This window comes from Streptomyces sp. DSM 40750 (assembly GCF_024612035.1).
Classification (GTDB): domain Bacteria; phylum Actinomycetota; class Actinomycetes; order Streptomycetales; family Streptomycetaceae; genus Streptomyces.
Genome location: NZ_CP102513.1, coordinates 2,737,726 through 2,760,036, shown reverse-complemented (window position 1 = coordinate 2,760,036; position 22,311 = coordinate 2,737,726). Strand labels below are relative to the sequence as shown.

Genomic DNA, 22,311 nt, shown 5'->3' with positions numbered 1-22,311 from the left:
AGCCCGAGCACGATCGTGCACCCGTCACCGTGAGAAACAGAGCCGACCCCATGTCCGTACCCAACCCGTCCCCCGATCCGACGGCGAAAACGTCACCAACCACCGTCGCGACCGCGGCGGAGACGCGAGGAGACTCCGTGGCAACCGACGCACCGCCCCCCTCGAAGGCAGAGCATCATCTCCCTTCCACCGAGGAGTTCGCCGCGGTCCAGGAGAGCGCCGAGTTCGGTGAACTGCGCCGCTCCTACCGCTCGTTCGCCTTCCCGCTGACCGTGGGCTTCATCGCCTGGTACCTGCTGTACGTCCTGCTCTCCAACTACGCGGGCGACTTCATGGGCACCAAGCTCTTCGGCAACATCAACGTCGCCTTCGTTCTCGGCATCGCCCAGTTCGTCACCACATTCCTCATCGCCTGGTGGTACTCGAAGCACGCCGCCGAGAAGCTCGACCCCAAGGCCGAGGCGATCAAGTCCCGGATGGAGGGCGGCGCATGAGCCCCGTACAGCAGACATTCCTCGCCGCGAACGAGGCCAGCGAGCACCGGCCGCTGATCATCACCCTGTTCGGGCTGTTCGTCCTGGCGACGCTCGCCATCACCGTCTGGGCCGGCCGCCAGACCAAGGACGCCGCCGACTTCTACGCGGGCGGGCGGCAGTTCAGCGCCTTCCAGAACGGTCTCGCGGTCTCCGGCGACTACATGTCCGCCGCGTCGTTCCTCGGCATCGCGGGCGCGATCGCCCTCTTCGGCTACGACGGCTTCCTGTACTCCATCGGCTTCCTGGTCGCCTGGCTGGTCGCCCTGCTCCTGGTCGCCGAGCCGCTCCGCAACTCCGGCCGCTACACCATGGGCGACGTGCTCGCGTACCGCATGCGCCAGCGCCCGGTCCGCACCGCGGCCGGTACCTCCACGATCGTCGTCTCGATCTTCTATCTGCTGGCCCAGATGGCGGGCGCGGGCGTTCTCGTCTCGCTGCTCCTCGGCATCACCTCCGACGCGGGCAAGATCCTCATCGTCGCCCTCGTCGGCATTCTGATGATCGTCTACGTCTCCATCGGCGGCATGAAGGGCACCACCTGGGTCCAGATGGTGAAGGCCGTGCTCCTCATCAGCGGCACGATCCTCATTACGTTCCTGGTGCTGCTGAAGTTCAACTTCAACATCTCCGATCTGCTCGGCACCGCCGCCGAGAACAGCGGCAAGGGCGCCGCCTTCCTGGAGCCCGGTCTCCAGTACGGCGCGACCGGCACCTCCAAGCTGGACTTCATCTCCCTCGGCATCGCCCTGGTCCTCGGCACCGCCGGTCTGCCGCACATCCTGATCCGCTTCTACACGGTGCCCAACGCCAAGGCCGCCCGTAAATCCGTGAACTGGGCGATCGGCATCATCGGCGGCTTCTACCTGATGACCATCGCGCTCGGCTTCGGCGCCGCCGCGCTGATCTCCCAGGACGAGATCATCGCCTCCAACCCGTCGGGCAACACGGCGGCCCCGCTGCTCGCCCTGCACCTGGGCGGCGTCGACTCGGCCTGGGGCGCGATCCTGCTCGCCACCATCTCGGCGGTGGCCTTCGCGACGATCCTCGCCGTGGTGGCGGGCCTCACCCTGGCCTCGTCCTCCTCCTTCGCGCACGACATCTACGCCAACGTCATCCGCAAGGGGCAGGCCTCCGGCGCCGAGGAGGTCCGCGCGGCCCGCTGGGCGACCGTCTTCATCGGCGTCATCTCCATCGGGCTCGGCAGCCTCGCCCGCGACCTGAACGTGGCCGGCCTGGTCGCCCTCGCCTTCGCGGTCGCGGCCTCCGCCAACCTGCCGACCATCCTCTACAGCCTCTTCTGGAAGAAGTTCACCACCCAGGGCGCGCTGTGGTCGATCTACGGCGGTCTGATCGTCGCCGTCGGCCTGGTGCTGTTCTCGCCCGTCGTCTCCGGCGACCCGAAGGCGATGTTCCCGGACGTCGACTTCGCCTGGTTCCCGCTGAAGAACCCGGGCATCATCTCCATCCCGTTCGGCTTCCTGATGGGCTGGCTGGGCACCGTCCTGTCCAAGGAGGAGCCCGACACCGGCAAGTACGCCGAGCTGGAGGTCCGGTCCCTCACGGGCACCGGCGCCCACTGAGCCACGCGCCCCTCTGATTCCGGCTTCGCGCGGGGCCGTCGTAGAGATCTACGGCGGCCCCGCGCCGCGTCCTGTGGGGTCGGGCCTGTCTTGTTGTCAGGGGGGTCACGTAGGCTCGCAGGTGTCGGAAGATCTGTGACCGCGATCGACAACCGAGAACTTGCCCGTGTTCCGCATGCGAGGGAGGGGGCCCACGTGCTCATCGACACCTACGGCCGAGTGGCCACCGACCTGAGGGTCTCGCTGACCGACCGGTGCAATCTGCGCTGCACCTACTGCATGCCCGAGGAGGGCCTGCAGTGGCTCGCCAAGCCCGACCTGCTCACGGACGACGAGATCGTCCGCCTCATCGACATAGCCGTCAGCACCCTGGGCATCACCGAGGTCCGCTTCACCGGCGGTGAGCCCCTGCTCCGCCCCGGCCTGGTCGGCATCGTGGAGCGCGTGGCGGCGCTCGCCCCCCGCCCCCAGATGTCCCTCACCACCAACGGCATCGGTCTCAAGCGCACGGCGACGGCCCTGAAGGCGGCCGGCCTGGACCGGGTGAACGTCTCGCTGGACACCATCCGCCCGGACGTCTTCAAGACCCTGACCCGCCGGGACCGCCACAAGGACGTCCTCGAAGGCCTGGCCGCCGCCCGCGAGGCGGGGCTCACCCCCGTCAAGGTCAACTCGGTGCTGATGCCGGGCCTGAACGAGAACGAGGCCCCGGACCTCCTCGCCTGGGCCGTCGAGCACGACTACGAGCTGCGCTTCATCGAGCAGATGCCCCTGGACGCCCAGCACGGCTGGAAGCGCGACGGCATGGTGACGGCGGGCGACATCCTGACCTCCCTCCGCACTCGCTTCGACCTCACCCCCGAGGGCTCCGAGATACGCGGCTCGGCCCCCGCCGAGCGCTGGCTCGTCGACGGCGGCCCGCACCGCGTCGGCGTCATCGCCTCGGTGACCCGCCCCTTCTGCTCCGCCTGCGACCGCACCCGCCTTACCGCCGACGGCCAGGTCCGCACCTGCCTCTTCGCCCGTGAGGAAACGGACCTCAGGGCCGCGCTGCGCTCGGGCGCCCCCGACGAGGAGATCGCCCGCATCTGGCGCCTGGCGATGTGGGGCAAGAAGGCGGGCGCGGGCCTGGACGACCCCTCCTTCGTCCAGCCGGACAGGCCGATGTCCGCGATCGGAGGTTGAGAGCGGCGCCCCTCAAGGGACACGGGGCTGTTCGACATGCGGCTCCGCCGCGCGGGCGCGAGCGACCACGACGGACCCGCAGCCGCAAGACCGCCCGAACCCCTCACTCCTCAGGCGCGTCCCACTTCTCCCACTCGACGACATCCTTCAGGAACCCCCGCACCCCCAAGAACTCGGCGAGGTGTTCCCGGTGCTCCTCGCACGCGAGCCATGTCTTGCGGCGCTCCGGCGTGTGCAGCTTCGGGTTGTTCCAGGCGAGCACCCAGACGGCGTCGGCGGAGCAGCCCCTGGCCGAACAGATGGGGGAGGCGGGATCGGGGCCGGAGACGTTGAGGATGTTCACGCGTCGACCCTAGCCGCAGAAAAGGCGACGCCGAGCAGCCACGGGGGGAGCTGCCCGGCGTCGGTCTGTCGCTCCGACGGGGGATGCGGAGCGCGTACGAAGTATGTCACGGGTAACCCTCTGCCCGGCACAGGAACTCCATGATTGATCTGAGCTTTTCTTGAGCTTGGCGGGTGGCTGAATTCCGCTTCGGCAGGATTCCCGGTGCTCAGGCTCGCTCGCGCGGCTCGCTCCGCCGACCCCGCGCGGGATCGGCCGCGACGTCTTCCGGGAAGGATTCCGCGAAGCGCTCCTCGGCCCCGAATTCGCCCGAGCGGGAGGCGTCCGTGTCCGGCTTCGGAGCGATCATCGGACGCATGGGGGAGGTGACGAAGGTGGACGGCAGTGAGGGCGCGTTCTCGCGACCCGCGTTGGCGATCACCACGGAGATGTACGGCAGCACTGCTCCGAGCACCAGTGCGACGACCGCGACGTGCCGTTCGACATTCCAGAGGGTCGCGGCGGCGATCACCGAGAGGGTGCGGACGGACATCGAGATGACATAGCGCCGCTGCCGGCCGCGCACGTCGTCGGCGAGACCCTGCCGGGCGCCTGTGATCCGGAAGACCTCGACGTTGCCATGCTTCCGCATCGCGTTCCACCACCCGCCTGTATCGGACGCTCCCCGGCCCGTGCTCCGCCCGTTACCCGTTCGGGGAACGGGGGCCGGACACGCTCCACGGTACGCCGCGTCTGCGCCGCCTACGAGACCGGGTCACCTTCCACCGGGAGTGGAGGAAATGCGCCGCAGCGCATACGGCCGCGCCCGACATGCGGCGTACCGCATGCGGGCCGACACTGGGCGTAATGCTCACGTAGAGCCGTACGAGGAGGCAGCCATGGGCTGGTTGTGGGCGATCATCGTGGGATTCGTGCTGGGCCTGCTGGCCAAGGCGATCATTCCGGGCAAGCAGCACAGCCCGCTCTGGCTGACGACGATCTTCGGCATCATCGGGGCCATCGTCGGCAACGCCCTCGCCCGCGCCTTCGGCATCGACGAGACCTCGGGCATCGACTGGGGACGCCACGCCCTCCAGCTGGCGGCCGCGGTGGTCATCGTCTTCGTCGGCGACATGGCTTACATGGCGACACTGGGCAAGAGAAAAGAACGAGCCTGAGCGCGAAAGGGGCGCGGGGCTGTGACATATGCGGCTCCGCCGCGCGGGCGCACAAGCCACGCTGAAGCGGCACCCGCCAGTCACCCACGCCCCTACGCCCCTACGCCGCCTAGGCCCCGGTCACCTCGACTGCGGCAAGGTTCTTCTTCCCTCGCCGCAACACCAGCCACCGCCCATGAATCAGCTCTTCCCGGGACGGAACCGCGTCCTCCGCGGTGACCTTGACGTTGTTCACGTAGGCCCCGCCCTCCTTCACGGTCCGCCGCCCCGCGGACTTGCTCGGTACCAGCCCGACCTCCGCGAAGAGATCCACGACCGGCGCCAGCTCGGCGACCCTCGCGTGCGGCACCTCGGAAAGCGCCGCGGCCAGCGTCCTCTCGTCCAGCTCCACCAGCTCGCCCTGACCGAAGAGCGCCTTCGACGCGGCGATCACGGCAGCGGTCTGGTCCGCGCCGTGCACCAGCGTCGTCAGCTCCTCGGCCAGCGCGCGCTGCGCGGCACGGGCCTGCGGCCGCTCCTCCGTCTGCTGCTCCAACGCCTCAAGCTCCGTACGGGACTTGAAGGACAGGATCCGCATGTACCGGGTGATGTCCCGGTCGTCCACGTTCAGCCAGAACTGGTAGAACGCGTACGGCGTCGTCATCTCCGGGTCGAGCCAGACGGCGCCGCCCTCGGTCTTGCCGAACTTGGTGCCGTCCGCCTTGGTCATCAGCGGCGTGGCCAGCGCGTGCGCCTCGACCCCGGGCTCCAGCCGGTGGATGAGGTCCAGGCCGGCCGTGAGGTTGCCCCACTGGTCGCTGCCGCCCTGCTGGAGCGTGCAGCCGTACCTCCGGTAGAGCTGGAGGAAGTCCATGCCCTGGAGGATCTGGTAGCTGAACTCGGTGTAGCTGATGCCCTGGTCGGACTCCAGCCGGCGGGCGACGGAGTCCTTCGTCAGCATCTTGTTGACGCGGAAGTGCTTGCCGATGTCCCGCAGGAACTCGATGGCGGAGAGGCCCTCGGTCCAGTCGAGGTTGTTGACCATGACGGCCGCGTTCTGGCCCTCGAAGGACAGGAACGGCTCGATCTGGGCGCGCAGCCTGGCGACCCAGCCGGCGACCGTCTCCGGGTCGTTCAGCGTGCGCTCCGCCGTCGGGCGCGGGTCGCCGATCAGGCCCGTCGCGCCGCCGACCAGCGCCAGCGGCCGGTGTCCGGCCTGCTGGAGCCGACGCACGGTGAGCACCTGCACCAGGTGTCCGACGTGCAGGGACGGCGCGGTCGGGTCGAAACCGCAATAGAACGTGACGGGACCGTCCGCGAGCGCCTTGCGCAAAGCGTCCTCGTCGGTGGACAGGGCGAACAGCCCTCGCCACTTCAGCTCGTCGACGATGTCCGTCACGGTTCTCGTGTCTCCTCGATGGTCTTCTCTGGCGTCCGTCCGGCAGTCGGGTGACAGCCGGGCACGGACGCCTACGAGGTTATACGCCCTGGCTGACAGAACTCATATTGAAATCGGGCACCCGCAGCGCGGGCATCGCGGTCCTGGTGAAGTAGTCGCTCCACTCGCGGGGCAGCGTCTTCTCCGTACGCCCGGCCTCCGTGGCCCGGCCCAGCAGGTCCACCGGCGACTCGTTGAACCGGAAGTTGTTGACCTCGCCCATGACCTCGCCGTTCTCCACGAGGTAGACGCCGTCCCGGGTCAGCCCGGTCAGCAGCAGCGTCGCCGGGTCGACCTCGCGGATGTACCACAGACAGGTCAGCAGCAGCCCGCGCTCGGTGTTCGCGACCATCTCCGCCAGAGAGCGGTCCGCACCGCCGTCCAGGATCAGGTTGCCGATCGTCGGCACCACCGGCAGCCCGGTCAGACCCGCGCTGTGCCGGGTGGTCGGCAGATGTGTGATCTCGCCCCTGCGGATCCACTCGGTCGCCCTCAGCGGCAGTCCGTTGTCGAACACCGAGCTGTCGCCGCCGGAGGAGTGGGCCAGCACGAAGGGCGCGGACTCCAGGCCCGGCTCGTTCGGGTCGCTGCGCAGGGTCAGCGGCAGCTCGGTCAGCCGGTCACCGATCCGCGTACCACCGCCCGGCTTGCTGAACACCGTCCGGCCCTCGGCCGCGTCCCGCGCCGACGCCGACCACATCTGGTAGATCAGCAGGTCCGCCACGGCCGTCGGCGGCAGCAGCGTCTCGTACCGCCCGGCGGGCAGCGGCACCCGCCGCTCGGCCCAGCCCAGCCGTACGGCCAGCTCCGCGTCCAGCGCACCCGGGTCGACATCCTTGAAGTCCCGCGTGGAGCGCCCCGCCCAGGCCGAGCGCGTACGGTCCGGGGACTTGGCGTTCAGCTCCAGCGTCCCGTTCGGCTGGTCGTGCCGCAGCCTCAGCCCCGTCGAGGTGCCCACATAGCTGGAGACCAGCTCGTGGTTGGCGAAGCCGTACAGCTCGCGGCCGCCCGCACGCGCGCGTGCGAACGACTCGCCGAGCGCCGGCGCGAAGTCGGCGAACACGGCGGAGGAGGTCTCGGCGGGCGCGTCCGTGAAGTCGGGCGAGTGCTCCCCGCCCGTGACCAGCGGCTGGGCGTCCTCGGCGGGTCCGGCGCCGCGCGCGGCGGCCTCGGCGGCCCGTACCAGCGGCTCCAGCTCCTCGGCGGTGACGGCGGACCGCGACACGACCCCGGAGGCGGTGCCCTCCTTGCCGTCGACGGTGGCGACGACGGTCACCGAGCGGCCACGGGTGACCCCGTTCGTGGTCAGCGCGTTGCCCGCCCAGCGCAGGTTCGCCGTCGAGTACTCGTCGGCGATCACCACACAGCCGTCGGCCCGGGACAGCTCAAGAGCGCGCTCGACGATCTCGTGCGGCTTGTGCGCCTTGTTGTTCCGCCCGCTCATCGACCGGCCTCCTGCGTGGTGTTCAGAATGTTGACGCCCTTGAAGAGGGCCGACGGGCAGCCGTGCGACACCGCGGCGACCTGGCCCGGCTGGGCCTTCCCACAGTTGAAGGCACCGCCCAGGACGTACGTCTGCGGCCCGCCCACGGCCGCCATGGAGCCCCAGAAGTCGGTCGTCGTCGCCTGGTACGCGACGTCCCGCAGCTGCCCGGTGATCCGCCCGTTCTCGATCTTGAAGAACCGCTGCCCGGTGAACTGGAAGTTGTACCGCTGCATGTCGATGGACCACGACCGGTCCCCGACCACATAGACCCCCCGGTCGACCCCGCCGATCAGATCCTCGGTGGACATCCCGGCCGGGTCCGGCTTCAGCGACACGTTGGCCATGCGCTGCACGGGCACATGCCCGGGGGAGTCGGCGTACGCGCAGCCGTTGGAGCGCCCGAGGTCGGTCAGCTCGGCGATGCGCCGGTCGAACTGGTAGCCGACGAGGGTCCCGTCCTTGACGAGATCCCAGCTCTGGCACTCCACCCCCTCGTCGTCGTAACCGATGGTCGCCAGGCCGTGCTCGGCGGTGCGGTCACCGGTGACGTTCATCAGCTCGGAGCCGTAGCGCAGCTTGCCGAGCTTGTCGAAGGTGGCGAAGGAGGTGCCGGCGTAGGCGGCCTCGTAGCCGAGCGCGCGGTCCAGCTCGGTGGCGTGGCCGATGGACTCGTGGATGGTCAGCCAGAGGTTGGACGGGTCGACGACCAGGTCGTAGATGCCCGCCTCGACGCTCGGCGCCCGCATCTTCTCGGCGAGCAGCTCCGGGATCCGGGCCAGCTCGTCGTCCCAGTCCCAGCCGGTGCCCGTGAGGTACTCCCAGCCCCGCCCGACCGGCGGCGCCAGCGTCCGCATCGAGTCGAACTCACCGCTGGACTCGTCGACCGACACGGCGGTCAACGACGGATGCAGCCGTACGCGCTGCTGGGTGGTCACGGTCCCGGCGGTGTCCGCGTAGAACTTGTTCTCGTGCACCGTCAGCAGCGAGGCGTCCACATGGTTGATCCCGTCGGCCGCCAGCAGCCGCGTGCTCCAGTCCGCCAGCAGCGCGGACTTCTCCTCGTCGGGGATGGTGAAGGGATCGATCTCGTACGAGGAGATCCACGTCTTCTCCGCGTGCACGGGCTCGTCCGCCAGCTCCACCCGCTCGTCCGACCCGGCGGCCTTGATGACCTGCGCGGACAGCTTCGCCATCGCCACCGCCTGCGAGGCGACCTTCGCGGCGGCGTCCATCGTCAGATCCACACCGGACGCGAACCCCCACGTCCCGCCGTGCACCACCCGCACCGCGTACCCGAGGTCGGTCGTGTCCGACGACCCGGCCGGCTTCGCGTCCCGCAGCCGCCAGGACGCGCTGCGCACTCGCTCGAACCGGAAGTCCGCGTGGTCGGCGCCGAGGGCGCGGGCACGGGCCAGCGCGGCGTCGGCCAGTGCCCGCAGGGGCAGGGCCAGAAATGACTGATCGACCTCATGGGCCACGGGTGGGCTTCCCTTCGCTTCGACCGCTCGGTTCGTCCTGCTCAAGCTCATGGCATCGCATGGCAAGTCCGAAGTGAAGCACGTACCAGGCCTCCCGCACACGGCGAATATCCCTCACGGACATCGCGAACGGCAGAAGCCCGGCAGGCTGTCAGTAGGTCCGATGGTGGACGGAGAAGACCCGTCGAGTGCGCCGCCGCTGTAACTGCTTTTGAACCAGTTCAGCTCAGGGGTGGTGCTCACCGATCGCCCTGCCCCTTCAAACCCGGGCACATACGGTGAATCCATGTCCAGCAAGCACCGCACCGGTGGCAAGAACGGCAAGAACAAGAAGACGCACGGGAGCAGGCGGACCCCGGCCCGCCTCCCGAGCCCGCCCCCGCGTATGGACGCCCAGGTGGCCGAGGAGTGCGAGCGATTGGCGGAGCAGTATCCGGAGGACCGGGAACAGCTCCTGCTGGAAGCCGCCGGTGAGTGGGGCGGAGCCGGGGAGCACGCCCGGGCGGTCGCCCTCTACGAGCGGCTGCTCGGCCAGGAGGGCGACGAAGCCGTCGAGGAGCCGGACCTCGTCGACGCCTTCCGGATCAGCGCGCTGTGGGACGCCGGGCGGGACGAGGAGGCCCGCGCGGCGGCAGCGGCGTTCCGCAGGCGGCACCCCCGGCACGCGGGCGCGTGGAACGTCGTCGCCGAGGCCTTCGAGGCACGGGACGAGAACGCCACGGCCGCCGAGTGGTTCACGGCAGGTGTCACGCACACGATGGGTGTCGGCACCCCGGTGACGGTGGACACGGTCGAGGCGGACTCCCGCTCGTACGACATCGAGATGCTCGTCATCGGCCGCCACCGGGTGCGTCGCGTGCTCGGAGAGCCGCACGACGACTGGGACGAGGTGGCCGACGCGCTGCACGAACGGCGCGCGGTGCCCCTGCTGGGTCGTGTCCGCCCGCTCGACGAGATGCACGACCCGCTGCGGCCCAAGCGCATCGCGGAGGGCGATACCGAATGCCTGGAAATGGAGATCGAGGCGCTCGCGGGCGCGCTGCACAAGGAATCCTCCACCGTGCCCGGCGGCCTGCGGAAGACCTGCGTCCTGTACTGGCCGCCGGAGGAGTTCGCTCGACTGCTGGAACGCTGGCCGAACGTCGCCGACGCCTACGGCAACGACCCCGCCGAGCATCTGCGGCAGGTCGAGCGCACCCTGCGGGAGCTGTCGGACCAGGGCGGCACACACCTGGCCGTGGGCCGGGCCACGGTGCGGGGCCTGGAGGCGTACGGGGAGACGGAAGGCGGGGCCCCCGACGCTCCGAGCACGCGGTCCGCATACGCCGCAGACCTCGCGCGGACGGGGCAGGCGACCGACTGGCCCCCGCCCCGCAACGCTCCTTGCTGGTGCGGTTCGGAGCGCAAGTACAAGAAGTGCTGCGGAAACCCGGCCCTGACGTGAACCAGCGATGAGGCGGCAGTCTCTGTGACGAACGACGTCGACTGTAGGGATCCGACAGCAGGCGGCGCGAGCCACTGTCACTGCCCGAATGCCCACACGACGGACCGGACCGATAGGTTTTCGAGGAAGGCGCCTGCCGTCCAGGCATGCGGGCAGGTGTTTCAGACCGCTAAGGAAAGGGTGATCCGTTGAGCCGCTCGGTTCTCGTCACCGGAGGCAACCGGGGCATCGGCCTCGCCATCGCCCGCGCGTTCGCCGACAACGGCGACAAGGTCGCGATCACGTACCGCTCGGGTGAGCCGCCCTCCGGCTTCCTCGCGGTCCGGTGCGACATCACCGACCCCGAGCAGGTGGAGCAGGCCTACAAGGAGATCGAGGCCGAGCACGGCCCGGTCGAGGTCCTGATCGCCAACGCCGGCGTCACCAAGGACCAGCTCCTGATGCGCATGACCGAGGAGGACTTCACCTCGGTCATCGACACCAACCTCACCGGCACCTTCCGCGTCGTCAAGCGCGCCAACCGAGCGATGCTGCGCGCCAAGAAGGGCCGTGTCGTCCTCATCTCGTCGGTCGTGGGCCTCTACGGCTCCCCGGGGCAGGCCAACTACGCCGCCTCCAAGGCCGCCCTCGTCGGCTTCGCGCGCTCCCTCGCCCGTGAGCTCGGCTCGCGCAACATCACCTTCAACGTCGTCGCACCCGGCTTCGTCGACACCGACATGACCAAGGTGCTCACCGACGAGCAGCGCGCGGGCATCGTGTCGCAGGTGCCGCTCGGCCGGTACGCGCAGCCCGAGGAGGTCGCCGCGACGGTGCGGTTCCTCGCCTCGGACGACGCCTCGTACATCACTGGAGCCGTCATCCCCGTAGACGGCGGACTGGGAATGGGTCACTGAACCATGAGCGGAATCCTCGAGGGCAAGCGCGTCCTGATCACCGGTGTGCTGATGGAGTCCTCCATCGCCTTCCACACCGCCAAGCTGGCCCAGGAGCAGGGCGCCGAGATCATCCTGACCGCGTTCCCGCGGCCCACGCTGACCGAGCGCATCGCCAAGAAGCTCCCGAAGCCCACCAAGGTCATCGAGCTCGACGTCACCAACGACGAGCACCTCGGGCGGCTCGCCGACATCGTCGGTGAGGAGCTCGGCGGCCTCGACGGCGTCGTCCACTCCATCGGCTTCGCCCCGCAGGACGCCCTCGGCGGCAACTTCCTCAACACGCCGTTCGAGTCCGTCGCCACCGCGATGCACGTCTCGGCGTACTCCCTGAAGTCGCTCACCATGGCCTGTCTGCCGCTGATGCAGAACGGCGGCTCGGTCGTCGGCCTCACGTTCGACGCGCAGTACGCCTGGCCGCAGTACGACTGGATGGGCCCGGCCAAGGCCGCCCTGGAGGCCACCAGCCGCTACATGGCCCGTGACCTGGGCAAGCAGAACATCCGCTGCAACCTCATCTCGGCCGGCCCCCTCGCCTCCATGGCCGCCAAGTCCATTCCGGGCTTCAGCGAGCTGGCTTCCGTCTGGGACAACCGTTCACCTCTGGAGTGGGACCTCAAGGACCCCCAGCCGGCCGGCCGCGGTGTCGTCGCGCTGCTCAGTGACTGGTTCCCGAAGACCACGGGCGAGATCATCCACGTCGACGGCGGGCTGCACGCGATCGGCGCGTGAGCGCTGCCGCTGGGCTTGACCGACAGCTGGGGCCCGCATCCCTCTCGGATGCGGGCCCCAGCTGTCGGTCGTCGTCACTCGTTGTCGTTTGTCGTCACTCGTTCGGCCCATCCGGCGGGCCACCCGGGCCGGTGCCGCGCAGGCTGGACGTACACCGCCCAGCCACTCGGCCGAGGAGGTCCCCCTTGTGCGCCGGTTCCGCAGCTTCGCCCCAGCGGTCGTCGCCCTGGTTCTCGTACTCGCCCTCCCGTCCGAGTCGGCTCCGGCCGACAAGCCCGATCCCTTCGGGGCGGCCTGCCGCAGCACCGTCATCGGCTCCCAGGTGATCGCGCACTGCTTCAACCCCTACGTGGCCGTCGACCGTGTCCGGCTGCACATCGAGTGCGCGCGGTGGTGGGACATCGACAGCGACAGTGCCGCGGTGGAGACGGAGCCCGCGCGGACCGTACGGCTCACCGGGCGCTGCTGGAAGGAGGTCCGCTCGGTGTGGTTCAGCCACCAGCGGGCGGCGGACTGACCCGCCCGGGACGGCACTGGAAGGGATAGCCGGCCGCCTCCGCCGCGGCGGTCTCCGCGTCGCCCGCGCGGATCGCGTCCATCAGCCGGGCGTGGTCCATGTACGTCTCCGGGGTCAGCTCCTCGCCCACGTCATCGCGCAGCCAGTCCCGCAGCACCTCTCCCAGGTCCGCGTAGACCGTCGTGACGACGTCGTTGTGGGAGGCGGCCACGACCGCCATGTGGAAGGTCGCGTCGGCGGTCACGAAGGCCTCCGCGTCCCCTGACGCCCAGGCCTCCTCGCGCCGCAGGAGGAGCGCGTCCAGCTGCTTCAGCTCCTTCTCGGTGCGCCGCTCGGCGGCCAGCTTCGCGGCGCTGGACTCCAGGGCGGAGCGCAGCTCGGCGATGTGGTTGGGGTCGGCGTCGGCGAAGCGGCGGTGCATCACGCCCGCCAGCTCGCTGGTCGCGACGACGTAGGTGCCGGAGCCCTGGCGGATGTCGAGCAGACCGTTGTGTGCGAGCGCGCGGACGGCCTCGCGGACCGTGTTCCGGGCGACGCCCAGCTGCTCGACCAGCTCGGGCTCGGTGGGGATGCGGGAGCCGACCGGCCACTCGCCCGAGGTGATCTGGTTCCGCAGCGCGGCGATGACCTGCTCGGACAACGCCGATCGGCGGGGATGGCTCAGCGGCATGGCACACCTTCGCACGGACGGGCCGGCCGGGAGCGGCCGGGCCATGGACAACCAATCATCCTATGATTCTATGATGGGTGTCATGGTGAGCGAGGAAACCCTGACGCCGACGTCCACACCCGAACGAGCCACGACCGAGCCCCCGGCGTCGTCCACGCGCGCGTGGACGACGCGGCTGATGGTCCTGGGCATCGTCCTGACGGCCCTCAACCTCCGCCCCGCCATCACCAGCCTCGGCGCCCTGCTCGAAGAGGTGCGCGACGGGCTCGGCATGAGCGGCAGCGTCGCCGGGCTCCTCACCTCCGTCCCGCCGCTCTGCTTCGCCGTCTTCGGCGTCACGGCGCCCCGGCTCGCCCGCCGCTTCGGCCCGGCCGCCGTCGTCTGCGCCGGCATGGCCGCGATCGCCACCGGCCTGCTGCTCCGGCCGTACGCCGGCGGCACGGCCGGCTTCCTCGCCGCGAGCGCCCTCGCCCTGATGGGCATCGCCGTCAGCAACATCCTGATGCCGGTCATCGTCAAGCGCTGGTTCCCGGACCGGGTCGGCTCCATGACGGGCCTGTACTCCATGGCCCTAGCCCTCGGCACCTCGTCCGCCGCGGCCGTCACCGTGCCCATGACCGAGGCGCTGGGCGGAAGTTGGCGGACCGGGCTCGCGGCCTGGGCGCTCCTCGCGGTGGCGGCCGCGGTCCCGTGGCTGCTGTTCGTACGGGATCGCGGCGCGCGCTCGACCGAGCGGCGGGGTTCCGTACGTGGGGGAGGGCGGGCACCCGCGCGCGCGGAGGGCCCCGCGCTGCGGATCACCCGGAGCCGTACCGCCTGGGCGCTCGCCGTCTTCTTCGGGCTCCAGGCGACCGCCGCGTACATCACGATGGGGTGGATGCCGCAGATCTTCCGTGACGCGGGGGTCCCGGCGGGCACGGCGGGTCTGCTGCTGGCCGTCACGATGGTGATGGGCGTACCGCTGGCCTTCGTGATCCCCCGGCTCGCCACCCGACTGCCCCACCAGGGGCCGATCGTGGCCGCCCTGGGCGTCTGCGGCCTCCTGGGATACGGCGGCCTCCACCTCGCCCCGGCGGACGGCGCCTGGGCCTGGGCGCTGCTGATCGGCATCGCCAACTGCTCCTTCCCGCTGGCGCTCACCCTGGTCGGCATGCGGGCCCGCACCGGCGCGGGCGTGGTCAAACTGTCCGCGTTCGCCCAGAGCACGGGCTACCTGATCTCCATTCCCGGCCCGCTCCTCGTCGGCGTTCTCTACCAGCACAGCGGCGGCTGGGGCCTGCCCCTCGCCCTCATGGCCGCGCTGATGCTCCCGCAGATCGCGGCGGGCGTCCTGGCGGGCCGCGACCGGGTGGTGGAGGACGAGGCCGTGCGCTGAGGCGCACCCCGACGTCTCCGCCCCGGGTCAGGGGTGCGAAACTGGGCGTATGCCAGTGCTCGACCCGAACCCCCAGAACGGCCAGAAGAAGATGCTCCTGGTCTTCGGCTCGTTCCTCGCCATCTTCGTCGTCATCGGGATCATCGCGGCGATCGCTTCGCCGTGACACCGTGACGCTCCGTCCGGGCGAGCCCGCGCGGCCGACCGGACCGGAGGCCGGCACCGACGGTGGGGTTAACCCCACCATCCCCTAGGGGGCGAGTCTCAGGGTGAAGTGGGTGGATCACCGGATGGGTTGGGCCGTGCGGATTCCGTAACTTCGAGATGTGGCCGCAGGGGACCCGGGAGGGCCCACGGAGGACCGGAGCCACGAGGACTCGGAGACCACGGAGGCGGCATGTCGGCCCGTACGCACACCCGGCCCCACCCGGCGACCATGAGTGGTGTCGACATCCGGCTCCCCTGGTGGGCGCTGGCCCTGCCGGCCCTCGGTTTCGTCACCCTCCTGCTGCTGATCCTCAACCCCGCGGAGGCCCAGGCGGCGAGCGGCGACCCCACGATCGCCCACCTCCTGGAGCGCATACACCAGGCACTGCTGAACCACGCACCGTGACGAGCCCGCCTGCCCTCCGGAGCACATGTACCGGTGTCGGGTATCGGCACTTCAACTCCCTGCGCCCCATGGCCTGTTTCGTGCGAAGCTGGGACGCATGAGCGTCGCAGAACCCCGCAGGATTGTCCTCTTCCGGCATGCGAAAGCCGACTGGCCCCAGGTTTCCGACCACGAGCGGCCGCTCGCCGACCGGGGCCGTATGGACGCCGCCGTCGCCGGGCGCAAGCTGGCCGACTCAGGCATCCCCTTCGACCTTGCCCTCTGCTCCACGGCCGTCAGAACCCGCGAGACCTGGAAGCTGGCCGTCCATGAACTGCCCGAGCGGCCGAAAACGGTCTACGAGGAGCGGATCTACGAGGCCTCGCCCGGCGAGCTGATCGCCCTGCTCAACGAAACCCCGGACGACGCGCAGAACGTCCTCCTGGTCGGCCACAACCCCGGAATCCAGGGCCTCGCCGACATCCTCGCCGGCCAGGCCGAGGGCGACACCCGCGAGCGCATGAGCCGCCTCGGCTTCCCCGCCGCCGCCTTCGCCGTGCTCTCCGTCGACGGCTCCTGGAAGAGCCTGGAACCGGGCGGGGCCACGCTGGCCGACTACTGGGCGCCGACGGAATAACCCCAGCTGAGCGACCCCGCCTGCACCCGGCGTACGGCCCGACCGACACCCGGTAGGACGAAGGCCCGGCACACCTCGGTGCCGGGCCTTCGTCGAACGTACGAGAGGCCGCGCCCGTCGTACGGACGACGGGCCGCGCCGCTTGTCACCCACGAGGGCGTGCCGCTCGTCCGCACGCCCTGCCCCTCCTCCGGACGCCCCGCTACTCGTCGTGCGTGTCCGCCGCCTCGACCTCTTCCCGGGTCACCCCGAGGAGGTACAGGACGGTGTCGAGGAAGGGGAAGTTCACCGCGGTGTGCGCGGCCTCGCGGACGACCGGCTTGGCGTTGAAGGCGACGCCCAGGCCGGCCGCGTTGAGCATGTCGAGGTCGTTGGCGCCGTCGCCGATCGCCACGGTCTGGGCCAGCGGGACCCCCGCCTCGGCGGCGAACCGGCGCAGCAGCCGGGCCTTGCCCGCGCGGTCGACGATCTCGCCGATGACCTTGCCGGTGAGCTGCCCGTCGACGATCTCCAGCGTGTTGGCCTGCGCGAAGTCGAGGCCCAGCCGATCCTTGAGGTCGTCCGTGACCTGGGTGAACCCGCCCGAGACGACACCGACTTGGAAGCCGAGCCGCTTCAGCGTACGGATCAGTGTGCGTGCCCCCGGCGTGAGCCGCACCTCGCTGCGCACCTTGTCCACCACCGAGGCGTCGAGCCCCTCCAGCAGCGCCACGCGCGCGTGCAGCGACTGCTCGAAGTCCAGCTCCCCGCGCATCGCGGCCGCCGTCACCTCGGCGACCTCCGTCTCGCACCCGGCGTGCGCGGCGAAGAGCTCGATCACCTCGTCCTGGATGAGCGTGGAGTCCACATCCATGACCACCAGCCGCTGGGCCCGCCGGTGCAGCCCCGCCGCGACCACGGCGACATCCACGCCCAGCGCGACGGACTCGGTCACCAGCGCGGTCCGCAGCCTCTCCGGCTCCGTACCGGACACCGCGAACTCCACGGCGGTCACCGGGTACTTGGCGAGCCGGAAGATACGGTCGATGTTGCCGCCGGTCGCCGTGATCCGGGCGGCGATGCGGGCGGTGGACTCGGCGGTCAGCGGGTGGCCGAGGACGGTGACGTGCGAGCGGCCGAGGCCGCGCGGCCGGTTGTCGCCCAGGCCGGAGATGATCTCCGCCTGCATCTTCATCGACTCCGCCCAGCTGTGGACGGTCGCCCGCAGGTCGCCCTCCTGCCCGGCGGGCGGCTCGGTCACGAGCGCGCACAGCACGATCCGGCCACGGGTGACGACCTGCTCGATGTCGACCACGTCGACGGAGTACGCGGCGAGGGTGTCGAACAGCCCGGCGGTGATGCCCGGCCGGTCCTTGCCGAAGATCTTGACGAGGAGAGTGGGGACGTCAGCGGAGGTCTGCGAAGCGCTCATGATGTGCCAACCGTATCCGGCGCCCCGTGCCTTTGCCCCTGGGGTCCGCCCAGCGGACGGAGAACACTGGGTTACCAGCGATGGAAGCGCACCCGGATCGTGTACGACGCCCCGGAGGGCCCCACCGGATCACCCCGGTCCTCGGGTGTCTCAACGCCCCCGGGGCCCCCGCGGCGGCGGAGGCGGCGGTGGCGGTGGCGGCGGCCCCTCCTCCGGTGGCGGCGGCGGTGTCGGCCAGGTACCCGACCCGGACCCGGCGCCCGAGCCCGGCCTCCGGGGCGGCGGCGGAAACCGCCTCACCACGGTGGGTGCCCCGTACACATCGGGCGGCGGCCGAGTTCCCGGGCCTCCGGAGGCCCCGGTGCCGCCTCCCGCCCCCCGTCCGTCCCGGCCTCGCCCCACGGACCCCCGTCCGTCCTCCCGGGCCTCCCGCGCCCCCGGCGCTTCCTGCGGCCTCCGCGGCTCGTCCGGCAGCCGCAGATACGGATTGGTGTCCGGGTTCGGCGGCCGGTACGGCGTGCCCGGCGTGTACGGTCCCGACGAGGAGGCCGTCGCAGGGGTCCCGTACGTCTCGGTGGTCGACGCGGTCCCGGTGTTCCCCGCGTCCCCCCGAGCCAACGGCGAGGCCCGCCGCCCGGCGGCCCCGGTCGCGCACGCCAGCAGCGCCCCGGCGGCCCCGGCCCCCGCACCCCACAGTGCGCCCAGCACCAAGGCCGTCGCCGCCCGCCCGCGCAACTCGATCCCCGCGTCGAACGCGTCGATGCCGAACACGGCCAGCGAGGCGTCCACCGACACCTCCGTCAGCCGGATGAGCAGTGGCAGTGCCACCGCCGTCGCGAGCGCGAGCCGAAGCGCGCAGCGCGCGGCGAAACCGAGCGCACCCCGGCCCCGTACATCCGCACCGGCCTCACCCCCGGCAGCCGCGACAGCCGATTCCCGTACAAAAGGCGTACGTACGGCGGTCAGTACCCCGGCGTACAACATCATCAGCGCGGCCGCGACGCCCAACAACCAGACGCGGCCGTCCAGTTCGGCGAGGCGGCCGAGGGTGACGGGCTCGTCGGCGTTGACGCGCAGCAACTCGTCGAGGGGGTCGGGCAGCAGGTCGGCCAACTGGCCGGTGGCCTTGCCGTCCCAGGGGACGAGGAGGCCGACGGGGACGCCCAGCCAGACGCCGTTGGGTGCGCCCAGCAGTGCGGCACCGGCGATCCGCTTGGGGTGGGGGTCGCCGACCGCCGCGTAGACCGCCGCCGCGAGGCCGGCCAGGACGGCCACCAGGAGCACGCTGACCACAGCGGACACGGCAGGCCGTACGACGCGGTGCACGGCGGCGAGGCCGGGCGGCAGGGGAGTGCGGCGTGAGGCCAGCAGGGCGATGAGCAGCACTCCGGCACACCAGAGCAGGCCGCCGAGCAGGGTGGGCACGGTGTCGACGGTGAAGCCGACCTCGGCGTTCGCGTCGGCCAGGTCCCCGAGCCGGTCCGGCAGCAGGCCGCCGCCGATGTCCCCGATGTCGCCGAGCCCGGGAATCTCCACGTTGTCGAGGTCGCCGCCGCCCGGCAGTTGTTCGTCGATCCCCAGTTGGCCGCCGTCGAGGGTGATGACGGCGTTCCCGGCCCAGGCCAGCCCGCCCATCAGGGCCATGAAGAGCCCGAGCACCATGCCTGCCCGCGCGAGGAGTTCGGCGGGCGCGACCACAACTCGCGTGCCGCGCAGGGACCGTAGGAAGAACCAGGACAGCAGGAGCGCGCCCACCAGACCGACGCCCAGTGGCGTGATCTCGATGGCGGTGGTCGCCTGCGCTCCTTCCAGGCCAAAGACGGACACATCGCCGGACGGCGTCACCGAACCACCCGCCCCGAGCGCCACAACCGCCGCCGTCATCGGCCCCAGTTCGCCCGCCGAGTCGGCCTCCAGCAGATGCAGACCGAGCGCCGCCGTACCCGCCATTCCGATCAACGCCCAGCTCACGGCGGCGATCGCGGAGAACAGTACGTCCCCCCACGGCACGCTCCTGCCATGGCCAACGGTCTGCTTGCTCATGGTCGGACCCCCCGATCCGCATCGCGGCGTTGCACCGCTGATGTCCCCCTCGCGGGGGATTACCACTCTCCGGCCCGGTATCGACCCCGTCAACGGGCCCGGCGGATGGCCCCGTACGTACTCTTCACAAGGCCCGACTTTCGGTCAGGGGGCCGAGCCTGAAATAGTTCCCCCCGATGTTCGACATCCCTAGACTCCCTGTGATGGGGGTAACTCGGGGGACAACTCAGTGGGGCTGGAGTGCCGGAACTCGTACTGGAATTGAACGGACAAACCTGGACGCTCGATCCGTCCAGGGCATATACCCTCGGACGTGATCCGCAGGGGGACATAGTGTTCGATGACGCCAGGGTCTCCTGGCGTCACGCCACGATCAGCTTCAGCGGCCGTGGTTGGGTGATCGAGGACCACGGCAGCACCAACGGCACCTTCGTGCAGGGCCAGCGGATCCACCAACTGGAGGTCGGTCCCGGCTCGGCCGTGCACCTCGGCAACGCGACCGACGGTCCGAGACTCAGCCTGTCCGGCGCCGCCGCGGCCGCACAGCCGCAGCAGCCGTACGCCGCCCAGGGGGCGAGCGCCGGATACGTCGCCCAACAGGCCCCGCAGCAGCCGCAGGCGGGCTGGCAGGAGCCGCAGCAGGCACAGGTCCCGCATCAGCAGGGCTTCCCGCAGCAGGGCCCCGGTGGTGGCGCGGGGGCGCCGCCGGTCTACGGCGACCGCAGCCCGACCACGTTCCACCAGTTGGCGCTCGGCCGCGTCATGCGCATCGGTCGTGCGCTGGAGAACGAACTGGTCGTCTCCGACCTCCAGGTGTCGCGCAACCACGCCGAGTTCCACGCCACCCCCGACGGCCGCTTCGAGATCCGCGACCTCGGCTCGCACAACGGCACGTTCGTCAACGGTATGCCGATCGCCAAGGGCGGCACGGCACTCCTCGGCCCGAACGACATCGTCGGCGTCGGCCACTCGACGTTCCGCATCGTCGGCGACCGCCTCGAGGAGTTCGTCGACACCGGTGACGTCTCCTTCTCCGCACGCCACTTGACGGTCACCGTCGACGGCGGCAAGCAGATCCTGAAGGATGTCTCCTTCGGTGTCCCGGAGAAGTCGCTCATCGCGGTCATCGGCCCCTCCGGCTCCGGCAAGTCGACGCTCCTCAAGGCGCTCACGGGCTACCGCCCCGCCAACCAGGGCGACGTCCTCTACGACAACCGGAACCTGTACAAGCAGTTCGCCGAACTGCGCCAGCGCATCGGTCTGGTCCCGCAGGACGACATCCTGCACAAGGAGCTGACCGTCAAGAAGGCCCTCAAGTACGCGGCCAAGCTGCGCTTCCCCGCCGACACCACGGCCGCCGAGCGCGACGCCCGCATCGACGAGGTGCTGCGCGAGCTCAAGCTCGACATCCACAAGGACAAGAAGGTCACCTCCCTCTCCGGCGGCCAGCGCAAGCGCGTCTCGGTCGCCCTGGAGCTGCTGACCAAGCCGTCGCTGATCTTCCTGGACGAGCCGACCTCCGGCCTCGACCCGGGCATGGACCGCGACGTCATGCAGTTGCTGCGCGGCCTCGCCGACGACGGCCGGACGGTCCTGGTGGTCACCCACTCGGTGGCCGAGCTGGCGATCTGCGACAAGCTCCTGGTGATGGCCCCGGGCGGCTCGGTGGCGTACTTCGGTCCGCCCGAGGAGGCCCTGAACTTCTTCGGCTACGAGACCTGGGCCGACGTGTTCTCCGCCTTCGAGAACTACCGCGACTACGACTGGGCGGGCCGCTGGAAGGGCTCGCAGCACTACCAGATGTACGCCGCGGACATCGACGCCGTCGCCCCGCAGTCGGTGCACATGCCGCCGCCGCAGTCGATGCGCCCGCCGAAGCCGCAGAGCTGGTTCTCGCAGCTCGGCACACTGGTCCGGCGCTATGTCTCCGTGATCGTGTCCGACAAGGGCTTCCTGGCGCTGACGGTGATCCTGCCGGCCGTGCTCGGCGCGGTGAGCCTGCTCATCGACCCGGACAAGGACCTGCTGGTCAGGAAGTTGAATCCGGCGACGGGCGTGCCCATTCCGAACGGCACGGCCACCACGGTGCTGCTGATCCTCGCGGTCGGCGCGTGCTTCGCGGGCGCCGCCAACTCCGTTCGCGAGCTGATCAAGGAACGGGTGATCTACGAGCGGGAGCGGGCGACCGGCCTGTCGCGTTCGGCGTACCTGATGTCCAAGGTGATCGTCCTCGGCGCGGTCACCGTGTTCCAGGGCGCGATGGTCGGCGCGATCGGCTTCTCCAGTCGGACGATTCCCGACGAGGCGCTGATCTTCGGCGAGGGCAAGTTCGCCGTCATGCTCGAACTCTCCGTCCCGATCATGGGGCTCGGCTTCACGTCCATGATGTTCGGCCTGGTCATCTCCTCGCTGGTGAAGACCGCCGAGAAGACGATGCCGCTGCTGGTCATGTTCGCGATCATCCAGGTCGTGTTCACCGGCTGCCTCTTCGCCCTGCACGGCAGCCCCGGCGTCAACGAGTTCTCGTATCTGATGCCGTCGCGCTGGGCGGTCGCCGCCGCGGGCGCCACGCTGGACTTCAACAACATCAGCCCGCCCAAGGAGGCCGGCGACACGGACCCGCTGTGGGACCACGCGGTCGGCGCCTACAGCCTCGACATGATCGCCCTCATCGTGCTCGGCGTGATCTGCGGTGTCCTCGTGGCCCGCTTCCTGCGCCGCCACGAGCCGGAGGTCATGCGGAAGTAGCCCGCGGGCACTGACGTGACGAAGGGCG

General features: G+C 70.4%; 21 protein-coding genes. 13 read left to right on the top strand and 8 right to left on the bottom strand.

The annotated features are described in order from the left end of the window. Window positions 1-137 precede the first annotated feature (137 nt). The 3 genes from JIX55_RS12320 (at window position 138) to moaA (ending at window position 3,301) form a co-directional block, all read left to right on the top strand. Window positions 138-494 carry a DUF485 domain-containing protein gene (locus tag JIX55_RS12320; protein ID WP_257563340.1) on the top strand — a complete coding sequence of 119 codons (357 nt, stop codon included), beginning with the start codon at window positions 138-140 and terminating at the stop codon, window positions 492-494. Next, complete coding sequence (locus JIX55_RS12315) at window positions 491-2,116, top strand: solute symporter family protein (RefSeq protein ID WP_257563339.1); 1,626 nt, start codon at window positions 491-493, stop codon at window positions 2,114-2,116. The genes JIX55_RS12320 and JIX55_RS12315 overlap by 4 nt, the downstream gene beginning before the upstream one ends. A gap of 195 nt (window positions 2,117-2,311) precedes the next feature. Further along, entirely contained in the window at window positions 2,312-3,301 is a 990-nt protein-coding gene (gene moaA, locus JIX55_RS12310) for a GTP 3',8-cyclase MoaA (protein WP_257563338.1), read from the top strand. A 103-nt stretch (window positions 3,302-3,404) separates the two neighbouring features. Here moaA and JIX55_RS12305 read toward each other — a convergent pair whose 3' ends face one another. Both JIX55_RS12305 and JIX55_RS12300 read right to left on the bottom strand, forming a co-directional pair. Further along, window positions 3,405-3,644 (bottom strand): hypothetical protein, encoded by a 240-nt coding sequence (locus tag JIX55_RS12305; RefSeq protein WP_257563337.1) that lies wholly within the window; start codon window positions 3,642-3,644, stop codon window positions 3,405-3,407. A gap of 208 nt (window positions 3,645-3,852) precedes the next feature. Then, window positions 3,853-4,275 carry a DUF3099 domain-containing protein gene (locus tag JIX55_RS12300; RefSeq protein WP_257563336.1) on the bottom strand — a complete coding sequence of 141 codons (423 nt, stop codon included), beginning with the start codon at window positions 4,273-4,275 and terminating at the stop codon, window positions 3,853-3,855. A 247-nt stretch (window positions 4,276-4,522) separates the two neighbouring features. On the opposite strand from JIX55_RS12300, the gene JIX55_RS12295 reads away from it, so the two are divergent. Beyond that, window positions 4,523-4,801: a GlsB/YeaQ/YmgE family stress response membrane protein gene (locus JIX55_RS12295; RefSeq protein ID WP_257563335.1), complete on the top strand. Its 279-nt coding sequence runs from the start codon at window positions 4,523-4,525 to the stop codon at window positions 4,799-4,801. Window positions 4,802-4,910: 109 nt separating this feature from the next. Here JIX55_RS12295 and tyrS read toward each other — a convergent pair whose 3' ends face one another. From tyrS to JIX55_RS12280, 3 genes are all read right to left on the bottom strand, one after another. Next, on the bottom strand, window positions 4,911-6,179 hold the full coding sequence (tyrS, locus tag JIX55_RS12290; protein WP_257563334.1) for a tyrosine--tRNA ligase: 1,269 nt from the start codon (window positions 6,177-6,179) through the stop codon (window positions 4,911-4,913). 79 nt (window positions 6,180-6,258) lie between these two features. Further along, a complete protein-coding gene (locus JIX55_RS12285) occupies window positions 6,259-7,662 on the bottom strand; it encodes a metallopeptidase TldD-related protein (RefSeq protein ID WP_257563333.1) in 1,404 nt (467 codons plus the stop codon). Next, complete coding sequence (locus JIX55_RS12280) at window positions 7,659-9,182, bottom strand: TldD/PmbA family protein (protein ID WP_257563332.1); 1,524 nt, start codon at window positions 9,180-9,182, stop codon at window positions 7,659-7,661. Before JIX55_RS12280 ends, JIX55_RS12285 begins: the two co-directional genes overlap by 4 nt. Before the next feature lie 286 nt (window positions 9,183-9,468). Between JIX55_RS12280 and JIX55_RS12275 the strand changes: the two genes are divergently transcribed. The 4 genes from JIX55_RS12275 to JIX55_RS12260 all read left to right on the top strand — a co-directional run bounded on the left by JIX55_RS12275 (window position 9,469) and on the right by JIX55_RS12260 (window position 12,807). Further along, on the top strand, window positions 9,469-10,626 hold the full coding sequence (locus tag JIX55_RS12275) for an SEC-C domain-containing protein (RefSeq protein WP_257563331.1): 1,158 nt from the start codon (window positions 9,469-9,471) through the stop codon (window positions 10,624-10,626). A 188-nt stretch (window positions 10,627-10,814) separates the two neighbouring features. After that, window positions 10,815-11,519, top strand: coding sequence for a 3-oxoacyl-[acyl-carrier-protein] reductase (gene fabG / locus JIX55_RS12270; protein ID WP_257563330.1), 705 nt, complete (start codon window positions 10,815-10,817; stop codon window positions 11,517-11,519). A 3-nt stretch (window positions 11,520-11,522) separates the two neighbouring features. Next, a complete protein-coding gene (gene fabI / locus JIX55_RS12265) occupies window positions 11,523-12,290 on the top strand; it encodes an enoyl-ACP reductase FabI (protein WP_257563329.1) in 768 nt (255 codons plus the stop codon). 187 nt (window positions 12,291-12,477) lie between these two features. Beyond that, on the top strand, window positions 12,478-12,807 hold the full coding sequence (locus JIX55_RS12260) for a hypothetical protein (RefSeq protein WP_257563328.1): 330 nt from the start codon (window positions 12,478-12,480) through the stop codon (window positions 12,805-12,807). On the opposite strand, the gene JIX55_RS12255 is transcribed toward JIX55_RS12260, so the two are convergent. After that, window positions 12,782-13,477 (bottom strand): FadR/GntR family transcriptional regulator, encoded by a 696-nt coding sequence (locus tag JIX55_RS12255; protein WP_257563327.1) that lies wholly within the window; start codon window positions 13,475-13,477, stop codon window positions 12,782-12,784. The two genes, JIX55_RS12260 and JIX55_RS12255, sit on opposite strands and share 26 nt — an antisense overlap. A 70-nt stretch (window positions 13,478-13,547) precedes the next feature. On the opposite strand from JIX55_RS12255, the gene JIX55_RS12250 reads away from it, so the two are divergent. The 4 genes from JIX55_RS12250 (at window position 13,548) to JIX55_RS12235 (ending at window position 16,081) form a co-directional block, all read left to right on the top strand. Next, window positions 13,548-14,852, top strand: a complete 1,305-nt coding sequence (locus JIX55_RS12250) for a CynX/NimT family MFS transporter (protein ID WP_257563326.1) — start codon at window positions 13,548-13,550, stop codon at window positions 14,850-14,852. A gap of 49 nt (window positions 14,853-14,901) precedes the next feature. Beyond that, on the top strand, window positions 14,902-15,018 hold the full coding sequence (locus JIX55_RS12245) for an SGM_5486 family transporter-associated protein (protein WP_005477623.1): 117 nt from the start codon (window positions 14,902-14,904) through the stop codon (window positions 15,016-15,018). A 231-nt stretch (window positions 15,019-15,249) separates the two neighbouring features. Continuing rightward, a complete protein-coding gene (locus JIX55_RS12240; protein ID WP_257563325.1) occupies window positions 15,250-15,465 on the top strand; it encodes a hypothetical protein in 216 nt (71 codons plus the stop codon). Between the two features lie 97 nt (window positions 15,466-15,562). Then, window positions 15,563-16,081: a SixA phosphatase family protein gene (locus tag JIX55_RS12235; RefSeq protein WP_257563324.1), complete on the top strand. Its 519-nt coding sequence runs from the start codon at window positions 15,563-15,565 to the stop codon at window positions 16,079-16,081. Between the two features lie 202 nt (window positions 16,082-16,283). Here JIX55_RS12235 and serB read toward each other — a convergent pair whose 3' ends face one another. Then, window positions 16,284-17,492 carry a phosphoserine phosphatase SerB gene (gene serB / locus JIX55_RS12230; protein WP_257563323.1) on the bottom strand — a complete coding sequence of 403 codons (1,209 nt, stop codon included), beginning with the start codon at window positions 17,490-17,492 and terminating at the stop codon, window positions 16,284-16,286. 150 nt (window positions 17,493-17,642) lie between these two features. Then, on the bottom strand, window positions 17,643-19,535 hold the full coding sequence (locus JIX55_RS12225; RefSeq protein ID WP_257563322.1) for a streptophobe family protein: 1,893 nt from the start codon (window positions 19,533-19,535) through the stop codon (window positions 17,643-17,645). Between the two features lie 240 nt (window positions 19,536-19,775). On the opposite strand from JIX55_RS12225, the gene JIX55_RS12220 reads away from it, so the two are divergent. Further along, window positions 19,776-22,283, top strand: a complete 2,508-nt coding sequence (locus JIX55_RS12220; RefSeq protein WP_257563321.1) for an FHA domain-containing protein — start codon at window positions 19,776-19,778, stop codon at window positions 22,281-22,283. Window positions 22,284-22,311: the final 28 nt, after the last annotated feature.